Below are 24,872 nucleotides of genomic sequence, written 5' to 3'. Positions count from 1 at the left end.
TCAACGGATGCCCCAGACAAATGGATCGCTCGGGTCCAGCACCAGCGTCGAGGTTGCATTCACCCAGGCCTTGCCGCGAATGCTGGGCAGCACGCGGCCGCCATCGCGGCGGTAAGACCCCTCGAATACGCTGCCGACAATGCTTTCCTGGCGCCAGACTTCGCCTTCCGCCAGTTTGCCGTCCGCCGCCAGGCAGGCCAGCTTGGCGCTGGTGCCGGTGCCGCAGGGCGAACGGTCGTAGGCATTGCCCGGGCACAGGACAAAGTTCCGGCTGTCGCCCAGGCCGCTGCGGGAAGCGGCAAACAGTTCGATATGGTCGATCAGCGCGCCGTTATCGCCGGTGATGCCCTGTGCTTCCAATGCGTCCTTGATCGCGGTGGTATATGCCGACAACTCCCGCACATTGCCAAGTTCGAGTTGCTTCCCATGGCCGGACACCAGGAAGAACCAGTTGCCGCCCCAGGCGATATCGCCGCGCACCACGCCATAGCCCGGAACATCGACCGGCACCCCGCTCGCCTTACGCCACGACGGCACATTGTTCACGGTCACGCTGCCATCTTCATGCAGCTGCGCTTCCACCACGCCTACCGGTGTATCGATGCGATGCAGGCCCGCGCTCAGGCGGCCCATGAAGGCCAGCGATGCCACCAGCCCGATGGTGCCGTGGCCGCACATGCCGAGGTAGCCGACATTGTTGAAGAAGATGACGCCTGCTGCACAATTAGGCGCATGCGGTTCGCACAGCAACGCCCCCACCAGTACGTCCGAGCCGCGCGGTTCGCACACCACGCCGGAGCGGAAGCCGTCATGCTCGTCACGGAAGCGCGCCAGGCGTTCGTTGAGGGGACCGGTGCCCAGGTCAGGGCCGCCGTCAATCACCAGTCGGGTCGGTTCGCCGCCGGTGTGGGAATCGATAATGGCTATGGTTTTCATGCTTGCCATCTTATGCCTTCCCCGCGCCGCCGTCTTGCATCGCCGGACTGCCGAAGATGACGAAATCTGCATAATCGTGTAAAAATAGACAAACTCACCGGGAGGACGGCATGTCAGTACATCTTTTGCAAAGCGCGGCGCGCAGCGATCTTGGCGCCAGGATCGGCGATGTTTTCTTCGCGGAGCCGCTGTTCGATGCGCTGCCGGATGTGGTGTTTTTTGTCAAGGACCGTGCCGGGCGCTATGTGGTGGTGAACCAGACCCTGGCCCGTCGTTGCGGGATGAAGGACAAGTCCGGCCTGCTGGGCAAGACTGCAAACGAGGTCTTTGCGGCGCCGCTCGGCCAGCGCTTCCAGGCCCAGGACCAGTCGGTGCTCGATGAAGGCGTACAGATCGAGGACCAGCTGGAGCTGCACCTCTATCCCAACCGGGATCCGGGCTGGTGCCTGACGCAAAAGCGGCCCTTGCGCGATGCGCATGGCGCGATCGTCGGGCTGGCCGGGGTGTCGCGCGATCTGGCCATGGCCGACCACAAGAACCCCGCCTATCACAAGGTGGCCGATGCGGTCCGCCTGATCCATGAAAAGTACGGCGAGACCCTGACGCTGCCGCAGCTCGCGCGCACCGCCAATATGTCGGTCGCGCAGATCGAACGCTACTTCGAGCGCATTTTCCATCTCACGCCGCGCCAGATGATCATCAAGACGCGCCTGGAAGCCGCCTCGCGCATGCTGGCCGGCGACTCCAGCGTGTCCGACATCGCCCAGGCCTGCGGCTACGCCGACCATAGCGCCTTCACCCGCCAGTTCCGCGCCACCGTCGGCGTGACGCCGAGCGAGTACCGGCTTCTGCTTCGCGAGGGGTAGTATTCGTCAGCACGAGTCCTGAAAGAGCTGTTTGGCGAGTGCCCCTGGGATCACTGGAACTACAAGAGCAAACTCAATCACTATTACAAACCTGCCGATGATTGAGCTACGCGATCTCGTTCCGGCCCGGTCACTGCGCAGGACTGGAACGAAACCAGCAGGGTCTAATCCCAGCGGTCGAGCCGGTAGTCGCTGACCTGGTCGCCCGAGGTGACCCGCAGCGTGACCTGATACTGCTGGCCCTTGGACAGCAGCAAGCCCGCCACATTGTCTTCGCCAAAGCCCGCCAGGCTATTGGTCTTGCTGTACGCTTCGATGGTCGACCTGAAGCCGTGCAACTCGCCCTTCAGGCAAGCGGGGAATATGGCGGAATGCCCTTCGCATTTGCGTAAGTCGCGTGCGTTCTTCAGCAATAACACAAGGCCTTCACCGTGCTGGGGATGCACCTGGCCCAGCCAGGCATGGGGCTGCAGCGTCAATGCCGTCACCTCGTAAAAACTGCCGGACAAATTGAAATCGCTGGCCGATGAGCCACCATGGTAGATGTACCAGGCGACCGGGTTGCGCTGGTTTTCATTGTCCCATTGAAGGATCGGCCGGGCATCGGCATGAACTGCCGATGTCAGCGCAACAAATGAAGTGGGGCCAGCCGGCGCAGCCATCTCGATCTTGTCCGCGGTCGGCAGCACGGTACGGCGGAATTTGTCGAGTGTCATGACCGTCGCCGGCGCCATCATGGATGCGACCCGCGCGCCCACGCCCTTGGGAACAATGCTGGAGAATAGCCCGCCTTTGGATGCCGGCTTCTCCTGGGTGGCGGGCAGCCACACTGTTTCCAGGATATCCGCCATCGTCGCATAGCGGCGTTGCAGCGCCGTTCCCGCGCCCAGCTTTTCGAAAGCCGCTTCGGCAGCCTTGATGGCGCCTTCGGTCGGAGCCGCCTGTGGCCGCAGGTATCGGAGCGGATGCATTTTGGCGGCCCAGCTGGCGGCAGCCTGCTCGAACGATTTGCCGGCCGCAATGTCGTCAAGCAAGGTGGCAATCATGCTCGATCGCGGATGGCAAAATCCCGCCGGCGCGACCGCCACCATGCGGTAGACGATATTGTCCTTCCCTTGCTGGCCGTTGACTGCGTCGCGCGCGGCATGCAGGTCGACCAGGAATTGCGCCTGGCCTAAAGCCGCTTCCGAATTGGCCAATGAGTCGTCTTTCAGCAAGCGCAATGCCGTGGCGCAGGTCGACTGCGTGTACTCGTCCAGGGCACGGCGCACCGAATCGAACGCTTCGCGCCTGGCACTGGCAGCCTGGAACGCGTTATCGAGCCCCTTGCTGGCAAAGACCTTTCCCGATTTGACGGCGAAATGGCGCCAGCCGCCCTTTTCCGGCTTGCCAAGCACCGTCTCGCTCGACAGGAAAGGCATGGTGATGCTGGCCCGCCTCACCTTGCGTTCGAGCGCATCGAACGCCTGGCGGTATGGTTCCGGCACATCGGCACTATCCCACAGCGCAGGCACCAGTTGGCCATCGTCGCCAACCGTCGCCAGCCCGCCGAAGCGCTCGATGAACTTCCTGCAGCAGCTGCATGTACGCTTCTGGCGCTCGGCCGGATCGTCGCAGGCATCGAGGTAAGCGTCGAATATTCCACTAGCATTGGTCTCGAATATCGGGCCACTCAAGGTACTGAAGCGATCGTTGATCTTCGCGACAAGAACGTCAAATGTGTTGTCGATGGGATGGGCGTGAGCCTGGTCAGTAATCATATGGGGTGAATCGACGCGCAAGGCAGCTGAGAATGTAAAACCGCTATATTACCACCAAGCAATTGCCAATAATTCAACCAGATCATGGTATCCCATTGCGCCCGAACTCGCGGTAGCCCGGGCGCTCAAGCAGGCGTTCGATGTAGGCGGCAGCGGCCGGGAAATCCGGGCGCTCGATTGGTGTCATCAGCCAGCGGTTCAATGACAGGCCGAGGACGACATCGGCCAGCGAGAACTGTTCGCCCGCCGCGAAAGGACCGCCGGCAGCAAGATGGCGGTCGAGTATGCCGACATTTCGGTTCCAGGCCGCGGTGCTGGCGGCGATTTGTGCAGGATCGGCGAAGGCCGGGTGTTGGCGTACAAGCGCCATGAAAGCGTAGCGCCACGAGGGGTTCAGCTCAGTTGCCTGCCAATCCATCCATTGCTCGACGCGGGCGCGGGCTTGCGGTTCGAGCGGCAGCAGGTCGTGGCGCCCTGCCTTGCCGCACAGGTAGCGGCAAATGCTGTTCGACTCCCACAGGATGAAATCGCCGTCCACCAGCACCGGCACCATGGCATTGGGGTTCAGGGCTGTGAACTGGGGAACGTTCGTCGCGCGGTAGCCATCGCCCCAGTCTTCACGCTCATATGGCAGGCCGATTTCGGCTAGCGTCCACAGGACTTTGCGAACGTTGATCGAAGTTGGTTTTCCGAGAAGTTTGAGCATGGTATTCATAGCCCCAGTTGGGAAAGGATTTCTTCCTTCAATTGCTGCAATTCCGGCGTCGACAGCTTGCGCGGGTGCGGCTGGTCCACTTCGAAACTGGCCTGGATGCGGGTCGGGCGCGGCGACAGCACGAGGATTCGGTCGGCCAGATAGATCGCCTCCTCCACATCGTGCGTAATCAGCAGCACGGTATGGCGCTCCTCGGACAGCACGCGCAGCAGCTCATTGCGCATCTTGAGGTTCATCAGCGCGTCCAGCGCGGAGAACGGTTCGTCCATGTAGAGGATTTCCGGCTTTACCACCAGTGCGCGTGCGATCTCGGCGCGCTTTAGCATGCCGCCGGACAGCTCGTGCGGATAGGCATTCTCGAAGCCTTTCAAGCCCACCATCTCGGCATAGTGATCGGCCAGGGCAGCCTTGTCGCCGTGGTTGTTGCCGTTTAACCCGAACATGAGGTTCTGCTGCACCGTCAGCCAGGGGAAAACGGAGCCGTGCTGCGAGATCACGATCCCTTTCGGGCTTGGCCTGGTCATCGCATTGCCATCGATTGTCACCGAGCCTTCGTCGGGATGCTCAAAGCCGGCCACAATCTTCATCAGCGTCGACTTGCCGCAACCGGAAGGCCCGACGATCGCCACGAACTCGCCGTCGGCAACGGTAAAATCGACGCCGTCGACCACCGGCAGCGCATTGAATTTCTTCCTGATCCGGTTGACGGAAATCTTAGCGTCCATAGCGCCACCTTACGACTTTGAGTTTTTCCAGAAGGCGCATGATGCCGTCCAGCGCCAGCCCGATCAGGCCGATAATGATCATGCCCGCGATGACGAGGTCATAGCGGTTGCCGGCATTGCGCGAGTCGATGATCAGGTAACCAAGCCCCGAGCGCAGCGCGATCATCTCCGCCGCGACCACCACCAGCCAGGCTACGCCGAGCGAGATGCGCATGCCGACGATAATTTCGGGCAGCACGGCAGGCACGATCACCTGGCGAAACAGCTTCGAGCGCGGCACGCCGAAGTTCTCTGCCGCACGCAGGTAGCGCTTCTCGATGGTGTGCACGCCAGCGGCAGTCTGCACGATCATCGGGAACACGGCTGCGATGAAAATCAGGAAAACCGGGGAGGCGTTGCCAACGCCGAACCACAGGATCGCCACCGGAATCCAGGCAATGGGCGAGATCGGCCGCAGGATCTGGAACACTGGATTTAGCGTACGGAACACCCCTTCCACGCGCCCCATCCATAATCCCAGCGGCACCGCGACAAGGATCGCCAGCGAGAAGCCCATGCCCACCCGCATCAGCGAAGCGCCGATGTGCTGCCACAGGCTGCCATCCTCCACCAGTTCCATGGTGCCGGTGACCACTTGCCCGGGCGTCGGGAATATCAGGCTTTCGGTCGCTGCTACCGCGTACCACCAGACGGCGACAATTGCCAGCAGCACCGCCAGCGGCGGCCAAATCTTGTTCAGTCTCTCCATGGGGCTTTGGCTAACAGGGGTTGAAGGCGCCATTGCAGCCGCTGCCAGCCGGCCGACGGCGTGGGTTTGACCACGACCGTCATCTGGCCGCTGGCGTGGGCGGTGCAGGCGAAGGGATGTTCACCCGCCTGCTCGAACGGCAGGCGGAAGTCCTGGCCCGGCATGATCAGCACGGGACCAAAAACCTGGGGCACCGTGTCGCTGTTGCGCAGCAGGAGCACATCGTTCACGCCCAGCACGAGGGTGATGGTGTCGGGCAGGATCTCGGCTTTTCCCCCCGCCATGCGGCGATCCCAGGTGCCCTTCGGGATCTCGAACAGCGCATCGCGTGTAGCAGCGCGTATCGGGGCGTATGCGCCCCAGGCCAGCACACCCGCAACGGCGGCTGCCAGCAGTAATGCGGTGACAGCCAGCCGGCGCTTCATTGTCCCTTGGCCAGCAAGGTCACGTCATGCACGATGTCGTCGGCCGGACGGCCAAAGGGCATCAGCGCGCGCAGCCTGCCTTGCGGGTCGATGAAATACAGGTAGGACGAATGGCCCATCGTGTATTCGGTTTTGCTGCCCTCGACCATCTTCTTGGTGGCGGAGATGCCGTAGGCCTTGCGAATGGCCGCCATCTGCTCCTCGCTGCCCGTCAGGCCAATGAAACCTGGATCGAATTGCTCGAGGTAGGCTTTCAGCCTGGGCGCCGTATCGCGCTGCGGATCGACGGTGACAAATACCACCTGCAGCCTGTCACCCAATGGCCCCAGCTTATCGCGCGCCTGTTTCAGCAGCGCCAGCGAAACCGGGCACACGTCGGCGCAACTCGTATAGCCAAACTCCAGCACCACTACCTTGCCGCGGTGCTTGTCGAGCACGAACTGCTTGCCGTCGGCTGCCTTCTGCGCGATCTGGGGGGCCATGCGGGGCGGGTCAAAAATGCCGGATTTCAGTTTGTCGGCCGCGTGCGCGACACCTGCCACGGCCAATGACAGCGCTATCAGAACTGGACGGATCATAGGGTAATGCTCACCGGCTTGATGGACTTGACGAAGCTCTCGTCCACATAGGTTTCGAAGGCCACCGGGCGCTTGAGGGTCCCCGCCTCGATGGAAAGCTTCATCAGCTCATCGAACTCGGCGCGGATCATGCGCAGGTCGCCGTAGGTCACGCGGTCGGCCGGATTGTCCATCACGAACTGGATGACTTTCGGATCCTGGTTGAAGAACTTGCGGCTGGAGGCGATCCTGGCCGCCTTGGCGCGGTTGGCAGGCGTGGCATCGAGCCAGTTGCCGGCTGCCTGCACATGGTTCACCAGGTCTTGCACCAGCGGTCGATCGGACTTGATCAGCTCTTCGCGCACCGTCAGCACGCAGCAAATATAATTGCGCCACTCGTCGCGCGTCATCGACAGCGGGCGGGCATAGCCTGCCTTCTGCGCGGCCGCGCCAAAAGGCTCGCCGGTGCAATAGGCATCCACGGCATTGGCATATAAAGCGGCCGGCATGTCAGGCGGCGCCATTTCAATGATTTGCACATCCTTCGGCGACATGTTCTCGCGCGCCAGCATCTTGCGCAGGAACAGAAAGTCCACAGCAAAACGGCTTGGGATCGCGATACGCCTGCCGCGCAGGTCGGCAAAACGCTTGTACGCCGAATCGGTGCGCACCATGATCACGGCGCCGGAGCGGTGGCCAAGCGAAACCACCTTCAGCGGGATCTTCTTGTCGGCCAGGTCCATCACCAGTGGCGCCAGCATGTAGGCGGCCTGGATGCGGCCCGTCATCAGCGATTCCTTGATCTCCGGCCAGCCGCTGTACTTACTGAACTCGAAAGCACCGCCGCGCGCACTGCAGGCGATCGGCAAGGTCAGGTTGCAGGTGACCGGCAGGCCGCCCACCACCAACGGGTCCGCCGCCCGCGCCATGGAGGGCAGCAAGGCGCCGCCCAGGCCGACGGCCGGCAGTGCCAGTGCTCCGCCCAGCAGCTTGCGCCGGCGCAGGAGGTGTTCATGTTCAATTAAGGTTGACATTCAAACATTCTAGCACTGGCTGGTCGAAACTTGACCCAGGTCATGGCTGCAAGGGATGCCGATGCGCAGACTTGAAGCATCAATCCACCCCTGGAGCAAGCCATGTTCAAGCACATCCTCTTCCCCACCGACGGCTCGCCCGCATCCGGTGCGGCCCTGCATTCGGCCATCAAATTTGCGCAGGAAGCGGGGGCGCGGGTCACGGCGCTGCACGTGATGCCCGAGTTCCACATCTTTACCTATCACCCGGACATGCTGGAGGACACGCGCGGCGTCTACCTGAAGGACAGCGAAGTGCATTCGGCTGCCGTACTCGATGAAGTGGCCAGGGTCGCCAGCGAATACAACGTGCCTTGCGACGTCGTGCAGCGCCGCTCCGACCAGCCCTACGAAACCATCGTCGCCACCGCCATCGATTACGGCTGCGACATGATCGCCATGGCGACACATGGCTACAAAGGCGTGAAAGGCATGCTCCTGGGGAGCGAGACGCATCGCGTGCTGCTCAATACACCGGTGCCGGTCCTTGTGTTCCGGCCCATGTAAACCTGAGGCAAATACGCCACATGTTGCCAAGAGATTTATGACGCCCCCGTCACATAACTCTTTCAAATCCGGACAAATCATGCAATCCGTTCAAATTGAGACAATTCAAACCGGTATATAAGGTCTGCGTCTTAATCGCCAAGCTTTTCCATATTTGTCGCCGTTCCCGTGCTGCCGCATATTCTCGCGCATTATCACAGCACGGGGAAAACCATGACTTTCGCATTTCGCAAACTGGCGATGGCCGCAGCACTGGCTGCCATCGGCACCGCCCAGGCATCTATCGCCGACCACCACGAGTTCGAAGCCACACTGCACGCACCTTACCGTGCGGTCGCCGGGACCAATGAAGCGCGCAGCTTCAAGCTCGAATTCAGCTACCCCCACGCCGATGGCGCCCAGTCCGTGAGCTGGGTGCTGGAAGTCGTTGCGCCGAACGGCAGCGTGGTGGAGCGCTGGACCGGCGTCGAACGCCTGCACGACAAGCCGGTCGCCGTCAACGTCGAATGGGCCGGCCGCAACCGCCGCAACGCCCTGCCGAACGGCATTTACAAGGCACGCCTGCGCGCCATTTCCGAGGATGCAAAACGCGGCCTCTCCGCCGGCGCCGACGCAGTGCTGCGCCGCCTGGCCGCCCACGACGGCGACATCCACGACCAGCAATGGGATATCGCCGTCGGCCAGCAGCAGCAAGCCAGGAGCGCCGCGCCATCGCTGATGGCCGCCGCTCCCGCCCCCTCTTCCCTGCCCTACACCGTCTATTTCGGCAACCTGCACAGCCAGACCAACCACAGCGACGGCGGTGGCGCCCTGGGCAGCTGCGGCGGTTCGCAGGCCCCGCAGTCCGGCGCCCACGGCCCGGCCGATGCATTCAGCTATGCCAAGGGCCGCGGCCTGGACTTCCTGCTGGCCTCCGAGCATAACCACATGTACGACGGCTCGGATTCGACCAACACTTCTGCCAGCCCGGCCACCGCCAAGGCCCTGTACCAGTCCGGCCTGACCGAAGCGGCCAACTTCAACAGCGCCAACCCGGACTTCCTGGCAATCTACGGCATGGAATGGGGTGTGATCAGCAATGGCGGCCACATGAATATCCTCAATTCGAATGAGCTGCTGGGCTGGGAAAGCAACGGCTCCGGCCAGTTGCTGGCCGATACGCTGACCGCCAAGAACGATTACGCCGGCCTGTACACCCTGATGCGCCAGCGCGGCTGGCTGGGCCAGTTCAACCACCCTTCCTCCAGCGGCCAGTTCCTGGTCAATGGCGTACCGCTCGGCTACACGGCCGACGGCGACGAAGCGATGGCGCTGTGCGAAGTGATGAACACTTCGGCCTTCTCCACCAACACCACCGAGACCGAAACCGGCCGCAGCAACTACGAAGGCGCCTGCAAGAAGGCGCTGGAAGCCGGCTACCACGTCGCCTTCACCACCAACCAGGACAACCATTGCGCCAACTGGGGCGCCTCCTACACCAACCGCACCGGCGTGCTGATCCCGAATGGCACCGCGCTCACCACGGCCAGCTTCATGGACGCCATCCGCGCCCGCCGCGTCTTCGCGACCATGGACAAGACGTCGCAACTGGTGCTGACCGCCAACGGCCATATCATGGGCGAGCGCTTTACCAACAGCGGTCCGCTGAACCTGGTGGCCAACTTCACCAGCAGCTCCGGCAAGACCGTCTCGACTTCCGAATTCTACGAAGGCGTCCCGGGCCGCAACGGCACCGTCACCCTGCTCGCCACCAGCGCCAACACCACGATCACCCCGACCGACGGCGCGCACTTCTACTACGCCAAGGTCACCCAGGACGACGGCAACATCCTGTGGTCGGCGCCGGTCTGGGTGACGCAGCAAGGCTCCGGCGGCGGCGACACGGTAGCCCCGACCGTCAGCGCAACGAGCAGCGGCAGCAGCGGCACCGTCACCTTCAGCGCCAACGCCACCGACAACGTGGGCGTAACCAAGGTCGAGTTCTACGTGGACGGCGCCCTGAAAGGCAGCGACACCGCCGCGCCATGGTCGTACGCCTTCAACTCCACCGGCGTGTCGAACGGCAGCCACGTGCTGACCGCCAAGGCCTTCGATGCCGCCGGCAACAGCGCGCTGTCCTCGCCAGTCAATTTCAGCGTGAACAACACCACGGTCACGCAGCAACTGTTACTGAACAGCGGCTTTGAATCGGGCAGCACGAACTGGAGCGCCAGCAGCGGCGTGATCACCAACGATTCCTCCGTGGCGGCCCGCGCCGGCACCTGGAAGGCCTGGATGAACGGCTATGGCAGCGCGCATACCGACTCGCTGTACCAGCAGGTAACCATTCCATCGACCGCCAGCAGCGCCACCCTCGGCTTCTGGCTGAAGGTCACTTCCGACGAAACCACCACGACCCAGGCCTACGACACGCTGAAAGTCCAGCTGCGCAACAGCAGCGGCGCCGTGCTGGCCACGCTGGCCACCTACTCGAACCTGAACAAGGGTTCCAGCTATGTGCAGCGCACCTTCGACCTGAGCGCATACAAAGGCCAGACGGTACGCGTCCACTTTGAAGGTGTCGAGGGCTCCACCATCGCTACCTCCTTCATCGTGGATGACGTGACGCTGAACGTGCAGTAATCCTGTTCAGCTGCGTGCAGGGTTCCTGATGTCGCGCAAGCCCTTGCCAAGCTTGCGCCGCAACAGTGTGCGCAACGTCACGCCGTCACGATAGCCCACCTGCCCGGCGATGCGATCGACGTTCTGGTCGCTGGTCTTGAGCAGGTGGAGCGCGCGTTCGATGCGCAAATCCTGCACGTAGTTCACCGGCGTCTTTCCCAGCACCTCCTGCAGGCGCCGCGCCAGCGTACGCTTGCTGGTAGCCAGCGCCGCTGCCGCCGCCTCCAGCCTGAACCCTTGCGCCAGGTTCTGCCGCACCCAGCGGTCGAAACCGGCCACCAGCGGATCGGCATGGGCCAGGTGGTCGGAGATCACATAGGCCGACTGCGCCGGCCGGGCATCGACCACCAGGTAACGCGCCACCATTGCCGCCAGTTCCGGGCTGGCTTGCCGGATCAGTGCCAGCGACATGTCAAGGTGGCTGAGCGCCGCTCCCGCCGTCACGAACCGGCCCGACGCCACGACCATGCGCTGCGCATCCAGGCGCACCAAAGGATAGCGCTGGCGGAACATGGGCGTGAGCCACCAGGTCGTTGTCGCTTCTTCGCCGTCCAGCAAGCCGCTCTCCGCCAGCACGAAGGTGCCGATGCAGGCGGCGGCAATGCGCACGTCCTGCCCGGCCAGCTTGCGCAGCGCGGCTCCCGCTTCCGCCACTTCCGCCGATGCCAACGCAGCCTCCAGCGGAGCGGGCATCTTGTGCCCGATGGCGGGCAGGATCAGCAGGTCCGGCGCAGGCGAAGACGCCAGCGGCACCACCGGCAGCTGCATGCCCTGGGCACTGCGTACGGCAGGTCGCAATCCAGCCAGCGTCACATTGAACACGGGTTGCGGTGCTTCCAGCATGGGCGCCAGCTCATTGGCTGTGGTGAAGGCGTCCAGCACTGCCGCAAGTCCGGTGTCGAACACGCTGTCCAGCGCGAGTACGGTGATATTCATGGCGCAATTGATACCAAAGATGTCAATCTCGCCAATTTAACCCCTGGCGGGACGCCGGTAAAGTACCTCCATCGCAGATTCGCGATCAATCCAACCAGGAGATAAGCATGATCAAGTACGCACTGTTCGCCCGTTTCGAAGCCAAGCCGGGCAAGGAATCCGCCGTTGCCGATTTCCTCGACACCGGCCTGGCATTGGCCAAACAGGAACCTGGCACCAAATACTGGTTTGCCCTGCGCCTGTCTGAACGCGTGTTCGGCGTGTTCGACGCTTTCGAGACGGAGGAGGCGCGCCGGGGCCACCTGAACGGCCCGATCGCCCAGGCCCTGATGGCACAGGCGCCCGAACTGTTCGCCACCCCGCCAAGCATCGAACCAATTGAAGTGCTGGGCCTGAAGGCAGCCTGATTACTGGTCCTCGGAGGAGACGAAGTTGTACTTTTTCTTCAACTCCTCCACGTCCGCCTTATTGGTCTGCATGAAGCGGCGGAATTCTTCCACCACCTTCGGATATTTGTGCGAGGACAGGTACCACTGGCCCGAAGCGTGCGGCAGGTTCGGGTCGTACACCACCGGCACTTGCGGCAGCTTGCGGATCTGGGTCCAGTAGTGGCGCGCGATGCGGGTGTTCATGTAGGCGCCGTCTACGCGCCGCATGATCAGCTTTTCATACAGGGCGTCATAGTCGGCCGTTTCCTCGATGCGCAAGGCGCCGGCCGACATCAGCTGCTGGTAAGGATAGGGCGTGAAGCCCAGCGGAATGCCGAGGGTTTTCAGGCGCCCCACCCCCTTGCCCAGGTTCTCCGGCCGCACCAGCACCCCATCGGTGAATTCCAGCATGGGGGCATAGCTGATCTTGAGCTCCTTCTTCATCTCGACCACCCAGTTCGGATTGTCGGGGAAGGCCAGGTCCAGCTGGCCGTCGACGAACAGGCGGTCGCGCCGTTTCAACGGATAAATTTCATAGATAAAGGTGTAGCCCATTTGCCGGGCGAAGGCATCGAGGATGTCCTTTCCCAGGCCGCCGTACAATCCGTTCCTTACCTCGGAATACGGTAGCCAGTTCTTGTAGTCCTCAACGCCAACGGAGAAGGTTTTCTTGTCGTCCGCCTGTGCGACGCCCAATGCCAGCACTCCGGCCAACAACCCTCTCCACATGGCGCACCTCCGTCATTCAAGCTGGTAGGCGTAAATGTTGACGACGTTGAAAGTGGTGTCGGGCACGTACACGCGACGGTCGCGCGCGTAAATGAAGAACGGCATCCAGACGCCGCCAACTTCGGGATACTTTTTGAATACAAGTTCTCCTGTAACGTATTCTAGCGTGTCCTCGCCGATGCGGAAGATCTTCAGCGCCCGGTTTACCAAATCGTTCACAATCAGGTGCCCTTCCTGGTCCACGCACAGGCTGGCCGGCAGGTAGAACTTGTCGGCATCCTTTTCCAGGTCGTCGCAATAACCGGCGCGGCCATAGCTCCACAGGCTCTTGCCCTGGCGGTCGAACACCCGGATGCAGTTGTTGAACTGGTCGCACACGAACACGCGATCCTGGGCATCGATCGTCACGTCGCAGGGCGCAAAGCTGGCCAGCGGCTTGCCGTCCTCCGTCCACTGGAAGTTTTTGACGAAGGACACCAGGCCGGTCGGCTGCAATTGCCACATCGATATGCGGTTGTTCAGGGAATCGGCGATATATATTTCGCCATGGCTGTTCACTTCCAGCCCCTGCGGCGCTTTCAACGTGCCATCGCCGCCGATGCCCTCGCGTGCAAACGGCAGGCCGTAATTCAGCAAATGCCCGCTGGGGCCGAACTGGAACATCGACACCGTGCAGGCATTGAAATTGGTAACGAACACCAGCGGCGTGCCTGGACAGATTTGCCCCAGCAGCGGCTGCGAGGGGTAGTACACGGCCATGGCCAACCCGCCCGGCATGAAGAAGCCGCGCATCATGTCCTGCAACTGCGCAATCGGATCGGCGGCGGTGTTGAAGGTCTTCATGCACCAGTTGCCGGAATCGATGTTGTAGGACGACGTGGCAGCCCCCGCCAGCGGGTCGATGCGCGCGTGGTGCTTCAGCTGGTCGTACCAGTATTTGTAGATATTGGCCATTGCGCTGGCCCAGCTATCGATCCAGTTCGACTGCGGCAAGGTGCCGCTGCCCGCACGCTTGGGGTCGACGCCGATCACCGCCGTCATGCAGTTGAACTGCGAGGTGACCGCTTTCTCCGCCTGGTTGTCGCGCCGGTGGCCAACGGCATCGAGCAGGATCGCATCCTGGTCGCCCCCGTCGCGGTCGGGCGCAATGCGCATCTTCAGCACCGTGGAGGCAAAAGGCTCGGTCACGTAGTAGACGTTGGCGTCGGCCGCCGCGCAGATCTGGTAAGGGCCGACGAAGACGGCGTCTTCCAGCGAGCCGTACACCAGGTCGGAAATCGAATGCATGACCTGGGGCTTGTGGTTCCACAGCGGCAGCATGCCCTCCACAATCGTCAGCAGCTTGCCGTCGGTATCGTAGACCGTGATCGAATCCTCCACCTGGCCGGGCACGAAGATGCGGTCATTGATGACGCACACCGAGCGCATGACGTTGAACTTGCCAATGCCGGCCGGATTGCCAAAGCTGTGCAGCAGCGACGTCTCGCCGGGGCACTGCACACGTTCGTTCTTGATCGGCCAGGCAGTATCGATCTTCAGCACTTCGTAATGGCCCGTATTGGCCAGGTACAGGTTGCCGCGCGAGTCCGAGGCCAGCCCCTGTGGCCACAGCAGGTCATGGACGCTGTTGGCGTCGTCAATGGTGCGGAACTGCAGCACGAACTTGCCTTCCGGCGTAAACTTCACGCAGCGGCTGCGGTCGTCGCCTTTGGTATGGAAAAATTCGTCGCAGACGTAGACGAAATACTCGCCGCTGGCCTCCTTCACGATGGTGATGCCGTTCGGGTCGCTCAGTGGCACGAAGCCCTTGCCGTTGATGCCGTCGGCCGCATCGCCGAAGGCGAACTGGAGGTCGACCGAGTGCTCGTCATACTCGAACACCACGATGCGGCCGTTGCCCATGTCGGTGCAGTACATCAGGTCCTGCTCCGGATGCGGGCAAAGGTGGAATGGCATCAGCAGGCGCCGCGCCTGCTCCGTGCCCTCGCCCGGCGTATCGATCACGTGCAGCAGCGTGTTCAGGTCCGCGCTGAAAACCAGCAGGCGGCTGTTACCGGTATCGCATACCCAGACATGGTCATAATGGTCGCGCGCAATGCCGACCGGGGAATTCATGGTGAAGTCGTCAGGCAACTCGCCGCGCGCCGTGGTGCCCGGCATGACAAGCTCACCGTAGTGCGTAATATGATGAAATTTGCTCATGGCCATCCCTGCCTGTTAGTGGAGCATTCCAGTATCCCGGCTGCCCAGGAATTCGGCAACATCGGCAGGAAAGCCCGTAACGGCAGGGACGGCGAGCTATCAATTGGCTAGGTTGGCGGTCTCAGAATGGTACAGTAAGGTTGAACCAGGCGCGGACTTTGGACGTCTTGCCATCCGCATCTTCACCTTGCGCACCTGGCGCGGGGTTGTGGCCAAGCTTGCGTGCCACTTGCAACTGCAGCACGGTACCGCTTGCGCCACGCCAGGTCGCGCCCAGTCCGGCGCCCTTTAACGTGTAGCTGTTGCCTGGGCCATTCCCGGCCAGGGCGCCGGCATACAGGCCGTTATTCAGGCGCACATGGCCAACGTCCACGAAGGCCGACAGGTCGGTACGCAAAGCCTGCCATTCGTAATGCAGTTCAGTGCTCAGCACATGCCCCTCGTCGCCGGTGGCCTCGCCAGCCGGGTAGGCGCGCACGCGGCCTGCGCCGCCAAGCGAAAATTTCTCGCCCGATTCCAGATTGCGCGACGCAAGCTGGCCGCTGGCATTCAGCAGCAGGCCGACATTGCCAACCAGGCGCTGGAAGCGGCCCAGCGTGTAAGCCAGGTGGGCAAAGCGGCCGTCGCTGCGTGCGCCGGCCGCATCCGCCGCTGCCGACGCCGCATTGGCACCGAGGTCCACGCGACCGAGGCTCAGCTCAAGGCTGGCCTGGGTCATGGCATGCTGGTCCTGGCGGCTGAAGCTTACAGCCATTGGCAGCACCTTGACATGCTTGTCGCTGGTCTGGGCGCCGTTGGCGAAATTCTCGTAACGCTTGTCGTCGTAGCCGGTGCGCAGCTGGATATTGGTGCTGCGGGTGCGCAGCAGCGGATAGGTGACGATCAGTTGCGACACCGACGCCGTGCCGTGCGCGTCCAACGACTTGAAATCCTCGCCCAGCTTGTAGCGCAGGCGCGAGAAGGCGGCGCCGGCCTTCAAGCCCTTAAAGCCCATCGGCGCGATATAGCCCGCGCGGCCATAGCTGAAACCGTCGCCAGCGCTCGATGCCAGCAGCGACAGCTGGCCGCCATAGCCGCCCAGGTCGTTCAGCGCAACGTTGCCGGTCAAACGGGTTGCGCCGGTATAGCGGTTGCTGGCGTTGTCCAGGCTCAGCGTGCCGTTCGCCAGCGGGCCTTCGCTCAGTTGCACCGCCAGGTCGGATTCGCCGATGCCCTGCCCCTGGCTCAATTCGGCGCGGGCGCCCATGCCGGGCAAATCCTGCGTCAACAGCAGTGCGCGCTCCAGGCGGTCTTCCTGCACCGGCTGCCCCTGCGGCACAAGCGCATCGAGGTAGCGCCGCGCGATCTCAGGCCGCAGGCGCACATCGCCATCCGCTACCATCCGCAGTTGGGAAATGCGTCCTTCCAGCACCTGGATGTTCACCTCGCCGTTGCTGATTTCCTGCGCCGGCAATACTGCGCTGGCCACGAAATAGCCGTGGGCGCGATAGTAGTTCGTCACCGCATTGCAGGCCTGCTGCAATTCGGCAAACGTCAGTTCGCGACCAGCAAATGGCGCCAGTACGCCGTGCAATGCGGATGGATCGAATGCCCCCACCCCTTGCAGCGTGAAGCGGCGAACCATTACCTTCTGCGCGCCTTCCAGCGCCAGGCCCGGCACGGGTGCCGCGTCCGGCACCACCTTTGCGGTTGCTGCCGGCTGGCGCACCAGCGCCGGCGGGCGGTTCTGTTCGAGAATGCGGCCTGCGTCCGGCAAGGCTTGCGCCAATGCCAGGGCCGGTGCGCCCAGAATGGCAAGCGCCAGGCTGTTTTTGGTATGTTTCTGCACTTCTGGTTCCCTGCTTCCTATCAGTTAGGTGCGACGGCGCCATTCACGCCGCCGTCGCGTACTTTCACGCGGCTGCCGCCGCCGATGGTGTATTCGCGCGTTTCGCCGACGCGTTGCTGCGGCGCGGCGACAGCGGTGTCGCTGGCAGTTGGCGCCATCGCACGCTGCACCAGATCGGTCAGCCATCCCCACCCGTTCAAGGTGGCCGGGCCGGCGGCGCCATTGACCGCGGCAACATCCGCAGGCACGCCGACCAGGGGACCACCGTCGCCGGCCAGTTGCATCCATACGTTCATATCGCGCCCGGTCGCATCGTACCGGCCCGGCAATGCCGGATTCACGGCGTTGCCGATGACGTTTTCGAACTGCTACGGGACACGCGCCACGGTCATCACGCCGTTGACGTAATCGACCATGTAGTTGGCCAGGTTGCTGCCGCCGATCGTGATGGCATAACTGCCGGGAGCCGAATCCCGGGCCGCGGTGGTTGCCGTATGCACATCGCCAAGCAGCGCCACAGTATCGCCGCCGACCAGGCCGCTGGCAGTCCAGGTCAGAGCCGGATTGCTGCCGCCGTACGCGCGGGTCTGGTCGTCAGCTTTCACCAGCAGCTTCGCCTGATTGATAGTTCCGCTGGCGGTAACGCTGTTGCCGGCCAGCGCATAATTCGATGCCAGGCCACTGCCGTCCGCCAGGCTGTAACCGCTGGCGACGACCTGCTTGCCGGCTCCGGCATTGCTGTTATCGAACCGAACGCTGTCCGGAGCGCGCAATACGAGGCTTTCGCCGTTGACCAGGCCGGACAAGCTGCCAATATTTGCCAGGCTGGCGTTGGTGCTGCCATCGTAGCTCTTGCTCGCGACAGTGACGCCGTCGATCGTCAGCCGGCGCGCACTGATGCTGCCTGCCAGCGCAACCTCCGCCGGCAGCACATAGTTCGACAGCGCCGTGCCGGCATCGGCGTTCAGCGCGGCGACATCGAGCTTCGCCTTGACACTGGTTGCGCCCACGACATTGCCGCTGTTGTACTGGCCTTGCAACGCGCCGATGGACGCGCCTTCGCCGGCGACAAAGCCGGTCAGGCCGACCTGGCCCGCAGCCACGTGCGCCGCCGTGCTGCCGTCATACACCTTGCCCACTACCCCATTCGCAACAGCCGCCAGCGCCTTCGGCGTGATGGATGCGGTGGTGTTTGCAGTGCCGTTGCTGACGGCATAATTGCCGGCATCCGCGCCGGTCAGGGAAATACCCGACACGGAAACTGCCTTGCCATTGCCGACATTCTTGTCGGCGAAGCTGGCATTGCCGGTAACTTGCAGCTGGTCCCCGGCAAGGCGGTTGTCGCCGTAAGTCACCCCGGCAGCCAGCAAGCCGTCATATACCTTGTCTACGCCGCCGACGCTTACCTGCAGCGAGCGCGGGGTGATGCTGGCCGTGGAATTGGCAACGAAGGAAATGTCGTAGTTGCCGGCATCCGCGCCGCTCAGATTGAGTCCGGACAAGGAAACTGCCTTGTTGTTGCCGGCATTCTTGTCGAAGAAGCTGCCGGTGCCGCCGGTGAGTGCCAACTGGTCGCCCGCTACCCGATCGTCGCCAAGCAGCACAACCGAGGTGGTGGTCGTGCCGTCGTAAGCCTTGTCGGCGGCGGCGACGGTAGCCGTCAAGGTGCGGGCTGCAATGGAGCCGGAGCCGGCCACTGTAGTCGACGTCAGCCGGTAATTGCCCGCGTCGCCACCGGACAGGGCAAGGCCGCTCGCCGTCAGCAACTTGCCATTGCCGGCATTCTTGTTGTTAAAGCTGGCATTGCCGCTGACGGACAGCACGTCGCCCGTCACGCGGTCGTCGCTATAGCTTGCCGAAACCGCGGTGCCGCCGTCGTAAATCTTGTTGCCTTGCACATTGACGTTCAGCACGCGCGGCGTGATATCGGCGGTAGTGCCGACGCTGTTCGAAACCAGCGCGTAGTTGCCGGCATCGGTTCCGGACAAGGACAGGCCGCTGGCCGTCACTGACTTGCCGTTACCGGCATGCTTGTCGGCAAAGGTGGCAATGCCGCTCACAGACAACTGGTCGCCGGCCAGGCGGTCATCGGTATAACCGGCACTGGCGGACCGGCTGCCGTCGTACACCTTGCTCGAAGCCAGGGCAGCGACGGCCAGCGTCCGCGGCGTGATGTTGCCGCTGGCGGTCGCATTGGTCGACGCCAGCACATAATTGCCGGAATCCGTCCCCGTAAGGGAAATGCCGCTGACATTGATCGTCTTGCCGTTGCCGGCGTCCTTGCTGGTGAAATTTGCAGCGCCATAGCCCAGCGACAGCACATCGCCTGCTGCACGGTCGTCGCCCAGCGTCACGGACGCCGTGGTGCCCTGGTCATACACCTTGTTCGAGCCCGTCGCAACGGCATTCAGGATGCGCGCACCGATATCGGCCTTGGTGGCGACCGGGCTGGCCGACAGCACGTAATTGCCTGCATCGGCGCCGGACAGTGCAACGCCGCTCACGCTGATATCCTTGGCAATGCCCACGTTCTTGTCGGCGAACGTAGCGTTGCCGCTGACGGTCAGCACGTCGCCATTGACGCGGTCATCGCTGAAGCTCACGCCGGCTGCACGGCTGCCATCGTACACCCGGTTGGCACCAGTGGCCGTCACCACCAGCGTGCGCGCCGCGATATCGGCCGTTCCGCTGATGGCGCTCGATGCCAGCACATAGTTGTCCGCATCCGTACCGCCAACGATGGAAATGCCGCTGACGTTTACGGTCTTGCCGGTGCCGGCGTCCTTGCTGGTGAAGCTGGCGCTTGCGCTGCCAAGCGAAAGACTGTCACCGCCCAAGGCGTCGCTTGCCAGGCCGACTGTCGCACTTGTCGTCCCGTCATAGGTCTTGTTGCCGCCGGTCATGGTGGCCGTCAGCGTACGTTTGGCGATATCGGCCTTGGTGGCGGTCTGGGTCGACGACAGCACATAGTTGCCAGAATCGGTCCCGGAGATTGCAATGCCGGTCACATTGACATCCTTGGCAATGCCGGCATTCTTGTCGGTGAAGGAAGCATTGCCGCCAACCGACAGCACATCGCCCGCCACGCGGTCATCGCTCAGATTCACCGTCGCCGCCTGCGAGCCGTCGTACACCTTGCTATTGCCGTTTGCCGTCACAGTCAGCGTGCGCGCCGTGATCGACGCCGTGGTGCTGGCGGCAGGCGACGCCAAAGCGTAGTTGCCGGCATCGGCGCCGGACAGCGCCAGGCCCGTTGCCGTGACGGATTTAGAAGTACCAACGTTCTTGTCGGCGAAGGCGGCGCTGCCCGAAATCGTCAGCGCGTCGCCATTGACACGATTATCGGTATAGCCGACCGTCGCAGCCAGTGCGCCGTCGTAGACCTTGTCGGCAGCGTTCACACCCACCGTCAGCTGGCGCTGTGTGATATCGGCTGCAGCCGAAGCCGTGCTCGCACCAAGCACATAATTGGCCGCGTCGGTGCCCGACAGGGAAAGCCCCGTCACCTGCACTGCCTTGGCTACTCCCACGTCCTTGCCTGCAAACGAAGCGCCAGCCTGGCTGACCGACAGCGTATCGCCGGCCACACGGTCGTCGCCCAAGGTTGCACTGGCATTGACCGAACCGTCGTAGACCTTGTTCGAAGCAGTAGCATTCACGTTCAGCGTGCGCCGGCTGATGTTCGCGCTGGTCGATGCCGTCGTCGACACCAGCGAATAGTTTGCCGCATCGGCGCCGGACAGCGCAATGCCGCTTACGCCGACCGCCTTGCCGTTGCCGGCATTCTTGTCGCTAAAGGTGCTCGACGTTGCGCTCGCGGTCAGCTGGTCGCCATGGACCCGGTCGTCGCTCAGCGTCACGCCGGCGCTCGCCAGGCCGTCATATACCTTGTTGATCCCCGTGGCGGTGACGGTCAGCGCTTTGGGCGTGACGGTCAGCGTTTTGCCAGTGGAGAAACTAATGTTGTAGCCCAGTTCGCTGAAGATGCTTCCCCGGTTCAGGCTATAGGTGCCGACATTTTTGGTGAAGCCCGTAGCGGCAGCCGAACCGACGATGCCGCCGGAATCGCCATCGATGTAGCCGGTGACGTTGTAGTTGAAGGCCGGCAGCGAACCGGTACCATCGTAGACTTTATTGGCGTTTTGCGCTGTAACGGTCAGTGTTGGCGACAACTTGTACATGAACCAGTTACCGCTCATGGAAGTGTATGAGGGAGCGGTGCCCGTATACGACTGGCTGTAACGCTTGTTGTATCCGCTCATTCCTTCCAAGGCATTTGCCGGCGCATCGGCGTAGACGTGGTAATAGCCATCGATTCCGCCCTGCAGCGCATTGCTGCCCGCATTGTTGGTAAAGGTACCGCCAGCGGCGCCGGCGGCAGCGACAACCACCGTTGCCGCATATCCGCCGTCGCTACCGACCAAGCTGCCGCCCGCGTTGATCACGACATCGCTGCCGGCCGATGGGCCCTTATTGACGACGGTAATCTTCTTGGCGTTGACAGCGCCGGCGATGGTAATGTCGCCACTGGCGTTCTCGGTCTGGCCGGCACCGGTATCGATGGTCAGACTGACGTTGCCGGCGTTGATCGCGGTACCGTTGGCGACCGTAATGGCCGCGTTGCCCGCACTGCGGTAAGCACTAATCACGCCGGCACCGGTACCGGCATTGGCGGTGACATTCAGCCTGCCGCCCATGGTGATGTTGGAGTTCAGCTCGACGCTGCGCCCCGCTTGCAGCGACAGGTCGCCGGTGCCGGCCGCATTGATGGCATTGCCGGCCAGCCAGGTGATGTCGTTATTGGCTTGCAGCGTGATGCTGGTGCCCGCTGCCAGGGCGGCCGCCAACTTCTGCGCGTCCACCGAAGCGTTCACATTTGCTTGCGGATAGGCCTGGCCAAACGACAAGGATGCGGCTGCGGGAGCCGGCAGCAGGCGGAACAAGTTCACCGATCCGGTCTGGAACACGCTGCCATCGGCCGAGTCGGCGAATGGCTGGGCCACCACCAGGCTGTCGCCAGCGCCGTTCATGGCCACGGCAAAGCCGAAGTTGCCGTAATCGTTGAGGACGAGGCTGGCGTTTGCGCCCTGGGTGTAATCGCGGCCGATCACCGCCGTGACGCCAGGCGAGGAGAAGTTGCCGCTATAGTCGATGACGCGCACTGCGCCAGGACCGGTGCCGGGGCTGCCTAGACCGCCATTCGTTGGAGAACCGATTGCCAGGCGCGTCCCGGCATCATTCATCGCCAGCGAGGAACCGAATAACTCGCCATCATTCAGGGCGATATCCAGCCTGCTTCCGCCCTGGCCAATCGAGCCCAAACTGATCAAGGAATCGAACGGCGTGGAATACAGGTAGACCATTCCCTTGCCGTTGTTCGCGGCCGCAGCGCCCACCGCCAGTTGCGTGCCCGCGTCATTGAGAGCCACTGCGCTGCCAAACTGGGTCTCTGCCGTGCCGTTCAGCGTGTACAGGCGGGAGAAGCTGCCGTTCGACTTTGTGAAAAGTTCGACACTATTGTCGAACAATGCCCCCACCGCCAGCTTGCCGCCGTCGCCATTCAGGGCGACCGAGACGCCGAAGCCATTCGAACCGCCAGCGCTGCTGGCGATCGTTTGCGTCACGGCCGGTGCAGTAAACCCGGTACCAAAGCCGATGGTGTACACCTTGCCAGCATAGTCGCTGCCAAGCGCGCCGACAGCCAGCACGTCGCCTGTACTGCTCAATGCGACAGAACTGCCGAACGCATCGCCGCCGGTCAAGTGCGCCGACATATTGTAGTTGTTGCCGCCGGTGTAGCCATGGCCAATGGTGCCCACCAGTGTACCGCCGTTGAACTGGCCGTCGCTGAACGTGAACAGGCGCACGGCGCCGTAGTTCGCGTCGGCGGCGCCGGCAGCGCCGTCGTCGAGCGGCGCGCCGACCGCGAGGCCCCTGCCGTCGGAGGTTAGCGCCACGCTGTAGCCGAACCAGTCGCCTTCCTTCAGGCTTGCCACGTCGCGGTTCTTGCCGCCGCTGAAACCCTTGCCGATGACGGCGTCATACGTCCACTGGTTGGCGAAGCTCCCGATCACGATATTCTTCGGGTCCAGCAGCAGACGGCCGCCGGCGCCGATGTCAAGCCGTTCCAGGCCCACGTGACGCAGGTCCGCTTGCGATGAGATTTCGACAGCCCCGCCGCGCGCAGCACCGGTAGCCTTGACAGCGCCGAGCATAGTGGTTTGCTGCTGCGACCACACGATAGCAGTGCCGCCCTGTCCTGCTGCGCCACGTGCCGAGACGTCCAGCGCGGTACTGTCGTTGATAAAAGTGGCGTCTGCATTGGCGATACTGGCCATGGCGCCCCAGCGTGCAGTGAAACGGTCCACGTCCGGAGCATCGGCGCGCTGTGCGCCGCCCTGGAAAGCTCCCCCGACACGCACCAGGCCACCCTGGGTGGCACCGGAAGCATCGACGTTCGCCCCCATCAGGCGCACATCAGCACCGCTGATGTCCACCCGGCCGCCTATTCCCGACACGCCATGCGCGTCGTGCCGTCCGGAAGAAAGCAAGCTGCCGCCAGCCTGCAGCGACACAGCGCCGCCGTCAGTCGCCCCGCTCACATTGGTGGAAGCAGAATTGTTCTCCGCCAGGCCGGCGCCGGAGAGGAGACTGATGCTGCCACCCTTGCCTGCCGTTCCGGCTGCCGACAATGCCGCAGCTGCCGACAGGTCGCCAGCGGCTGTTACGTCCACACTGCCGCCGCGCACGCCGTCCGCGCGCACCGCGCCGTCCAGTGCAACGAAGCCGCCCGCGATCTTGACACTGCCGCCCTGCCCGCCGCTGGACGAAGCGTCAAGCTGGCCGGCCTGCACCCGCCCGTCGCCCACCAGGCGGATCGCGCCGCCGTCGGCTACCAGGCCGCGCGCCTGCACCAAGCCAGCATTGTTGACGGTGGAACGCGCCAGCGCGTCGGCCGCTTTCGCCGTCAGCAGCACTTGGCCGTTATCGGCCTGCAGCAAGCCCTTATTCTCGGCCAGCGCATCGAGCGCGCCCTGCTCCACGCGCAGCGTGATCAGGCCGTCGCCGCGGAAGTCCATCCCGACGGCATTGCCTGCCGCCAGCGCCACGCTGCCGCCTGGCGCCGCAATGCTGCCGCTGTTCGATACGGTTGGCGCCAACAGCGCCACGACGCCGTCAGAAGCATTGATGCGGCCTTCATTGCGTACCGCACCGGCTCCGCTGCCGCTGAAGCGATAGCTGCCGGAAAGGAAAGACTGGTCCGTGATGCCAAGGCTGGAGCCAACCAGTCCGCCCACGTCCACCTGCGCGCTGGCACCAAACAGCAAGCCCTGCGGGTTGACCAGGAATACCTTGCCGTTGGACGACAGCTTGCCGAAGATGGTGCTTGCCTCGCCGCCGACTACCCGGTTCAACGCCACCGCCGATGCGTTCGGCTGGATGAAACGCACCTGGGCGTTGGCGCCGATATTGAAGCCCTGCCAGTTCATGATGGCCTGCTGCGTGGCCTGGTTCACCGTCATGCTGCTGCCCTGCACACTCACCCCGGCCTGGCCGGCTACCAGCTGCATGCCGGTCGGCAGAGCATTGACCGGAGGCGCGCCGGCCGTAGCCGCTCCCGCCATCGCCAGGCTGCCCGCCAGCACGGCAGCGGCGCGGCGGCGCGCGCCGCCCTTGCCATGGCTGCGCGTGCCTTCGGCTACAGCCACCCAGCAGCGGTGCACCGTGCTCCAGACAAGGCGATAAAAACGGTTGGCGGAGGCGTGTTTGTGCATT

The 24,872-nt window shown here is 63.2% G+C and carries 18 protein-coding genes; 4 read left to right on the top strand and 14 right to left on the bottom strand.

What is annotated here, in order from left to right:
• Nucleotides 1-945, bottom strand: a complete 945-nt coding sequence (locus ACWBU6_RS13290; RefSeq protein ID WP_452649249.1) for a 4-hydroxyproline epimerase — start codon at nucleotides 943-945, stop codon at nucleotides 1-3.
• Between the two features lie 101 nt (nucleotides 946-1,046).
• Here ACWBU6_RS13290 and ACWBU6_RS13285 point away from each other — a divergent pair, with 101 nt between their 5' ends.
• Nucleotides 1,047-1,802, top strand: a complete 756-nt coding sequence (locus ACWBU6_RS13285) for a helix-turn-helix domain-containing protein (RefSeq protein WP_452649248.1) — start codon at nucleotides 1,047-1,049, stop codon at nucleotides 1,800-1,802.
• A 164-nt stretch (nucleotides 1,803-1,966) separates the two neighbouring features.
• On the opposite strand, the gene ACWBU6_RS13280 is transcribed toward ACWBU6_RS13285, so the two are convergent.
• From ACWBU6_RS13280 to ACWBU6_RS13250, 7 genes are all read right to left on the bottom strand, one after another.
• Complete coding sequence (locus ACWBU6_RS13280) at nucleotides 1,967-3,562, bottom strand: hypothetical protein (RefSeq protein ID WP_452649247.1); 1,596 nt, start codon at nucleotides 3,560-3,562, stop codon at nucleotides 1,967-1,969.
• Between the two features lie 82 nt (nucleotides 3,563-3,644).
• On the bottom strand, nucleotides 3,645-4,268 hold the full coding sequence (locus ACWBU6_RS13275; protein WP_452649246.1) for a glutathione S-transferase family protein: 624 nt from the start codon (nucleotides 4,266-4,268) through the stop codon (nucleotides 3,645-3,647).
• Nucleotides 4,269-4,273: 5 nt separating this feature from the next.
• Nucleotides 4,274-5,002, bottom strand: a complete 729-nt coding sequence (locus ACWBU6_RS13270) for an ABC transporter ATP-binding protein (RefSeq protein WP_452649245.1) — start codon at nucleotides 5,000-5,002, stop codon at nucleotides 4,274-4,276.
• Entirely contained in the window at nucleotides 4,992-5,750 is a 759-nt protein-coding gene (locus tag ACWBU6_RS13265; RefSeq protein WP_452649244.1) for an ABC transporter permease, read from the bottom strand. The genes ACWBU6_RS13270 and ACWBU6_RS13265 overlap by 11 nt, the downstream gene beginning before the upstream one ends.
• Nucleotides 5,738-6,175: a cupredoxin domain-containing protein gene (locus tag ACWBU6_RS13260; RefSeq protein WP_452649243.1), complete on the bottom strand. Its 438-nt coding sequence runs from the start codon at nucleotides 6,173-6,175 to the stop codon at nucleotides 5,738-5,740. Before ACWBU6_RS13260 ends, ACWBU6_RS13265 begins: the two co-directional genes overlap by 13 nt.
• The gene (locus ACWBU6_RS13255; RefSeq protein WP_452649242.1) at nucleotides 6,172-6,753 is read right to left on the bottom strand and encodes an SCO family protein; all 582 of its coding nucleotides are present in this window, start codon (nucleotides 6,751-6,753) and stop codon (nucleotides 6,172-6,174) included. Before ACWBU6_RS13255 ends, ACWBU6_RS13260 begins: the two co-directional genes overlap by 4 nt.
• Nucleotides 6,750-7,766 carry an ABC transporter substrate-binding protein gene (locus tag ACWBU6_RS13250; protein WP_452649241.1) on the bottom strand — a complete coding sequence of 339 codons (1,017 nt, stop codon included), beginning with the start codon at nucleotides 7,764-7,766 and terminating at the stop codon, nucleotides 6,750-6,752. The genes ACWBU6_RS13255 and ACWBU6_RS13250 overlap by 4 nt, the downstream gene beginning before the upstream one ends.
• A gap of 102 nt (nucleotides 7,767-7,868) precedes the next feature.
• On the opposite strand from ACWBU6_RS13250, the gene ACWBU6_RS13245 reads away from it, so the two are divergent.
• Both ACWBU6_RS13245 and ACWBU6_RS13240 read left to right on the top strand, forming a co-directional pair.
• Nucleotides 7,869-8,312, top strand: a complete 444-nt coding sequence (locus ACWBU6_RS13245; protein ID WP_452649240.1) for a universal stress protein — start codon at nucleotides 7,869-7,871, stop codon at nucleotides 8,310-8,312.
• A gap of 213 nt (nucleotides 8,313-8,525) precedes the next feature.
• Complete coding sequence (locus tag ACWBU6_RS13240; protein WP_452649239.1) at nucleotides 8,526-10,934, top strand: CehA/McbA family metallohydrolase; 2,409 nt, start codon at nucleotides 8,526-8,528, stop codon at nucleotides 10,932-10,934.
• 6 nt (nucleotides 10,935-10,940) lie between these two features.
• On the opposite strand, the gene ACWBU6_RS13235 is transcribed toward ACWBU6_RS13240, so the two are convergent.
• Nucleotides 10,941-11,909, bottom strand: coding sequence for a GlxA family transcriptional regulator (locus ACWBU6_RS13235; protein ID WP_452649238.1), 969 nt, complete (start codon nucleotides 11,907-11,909; stop codon nucleotides 10,941-10,943).
• Between the two features lie 107 nt (nucleotides 11,910-12,016).
• Here ACWBU6_RS13235 and ACWBU6_RS13230 point away from each other — a divergent pair, with 107 nt between their 5' ends.
• Complete coding sequence (locus tag ACWBU6_RS13230) at nucleotides 12,017-12,316, top strand: putative quinol monooxygenase (protein WP_452649237.1); 300 nt, start codon at nucleotides 12,017-12,019, stop codon at nucleotides 12,314-12,316.
• Here ACWBU6_RS13230 and ACWBU6_RS13225 read toward each other — a convergent pair whose 3' ends face one another.
• The 5 genes from ACWBU6_RS13225 to ACWBU6_RS13205 all read right to left on the bottom strand — a co-directional run bounded on the left by ACWBU6_RS13225 (nucleotide 12,317) and on the right by ACWBU6_RS13205 (nucleotide 24,871).
• A complete protein-coding gene (locus ACWBU6_RS13225) occupies nucleotides 12,317-13,066 on the bottom strand; it encodes a substrate-binding periplasmic protein (RefSeq protein ID WP_452649236.1) in 750 nt (249 codons plus the stop codon). It lies immediately after the preceding gene.
• Nucleotides 13,067-13,078: 12 nt separating this feature from the next.
• Nucleotides 13,079-15,268, bottom strand: a complete 2,190-nt coding sequence (locus tag ACWBU6_RS13220) for an NHL repeat-containing protein (RefSeq protein WP_452649235.1) — start codon at nucleotides 15,266-15,268, stop codon at nucleotides 13,079-13,081.
• A 121-nt stretch (nucleotides 15,269-15,389) separates the two neighbouring features.
• Entirely contained in the window at nucleotides 15,390-17,096 is a 1,707-nt protein-coding gene (locus ACWBU6_RS13215; protein ID WP_452649234.1) for a ShlB/FhaC/HecB family hemolysin secretion/activation protein, read from the bottom strand.
• Between the two features lie 20 nt (nucleotides 17,097-17,116).
• A complete protein-coding gene (locus tag ACWBU6_RS13210; protein WP_452649233.1) occupies nucleotides 17,117-17,437 on the bottom strand; it encodes a hypothetical protein in 321 nt (106 codons plus the stop codon).
• Nucleotides 17,438-17,464: 27 nt separating this feature from the next.
• Complete coding sequence (locus ACWBU6_RS13205; protein WP_452649232.1) at nucleotides 17,465-24,871, bottom strand: YDG domain-containing protein; 7,407 nt, start codon at nucleotides 24,869-24,871, stop codon at nucleotides 17,465-17,467.
• Between the last annotated feature and the right edge of the window lies 1 nt (nucleotide 24,872).

This window comes from Pseudoduganella sp. HUAS MS19 (assembly GCF_053615455.1).
This window is presented reverse-complemented; position numbering and strand designations above follow the sequence as displayed.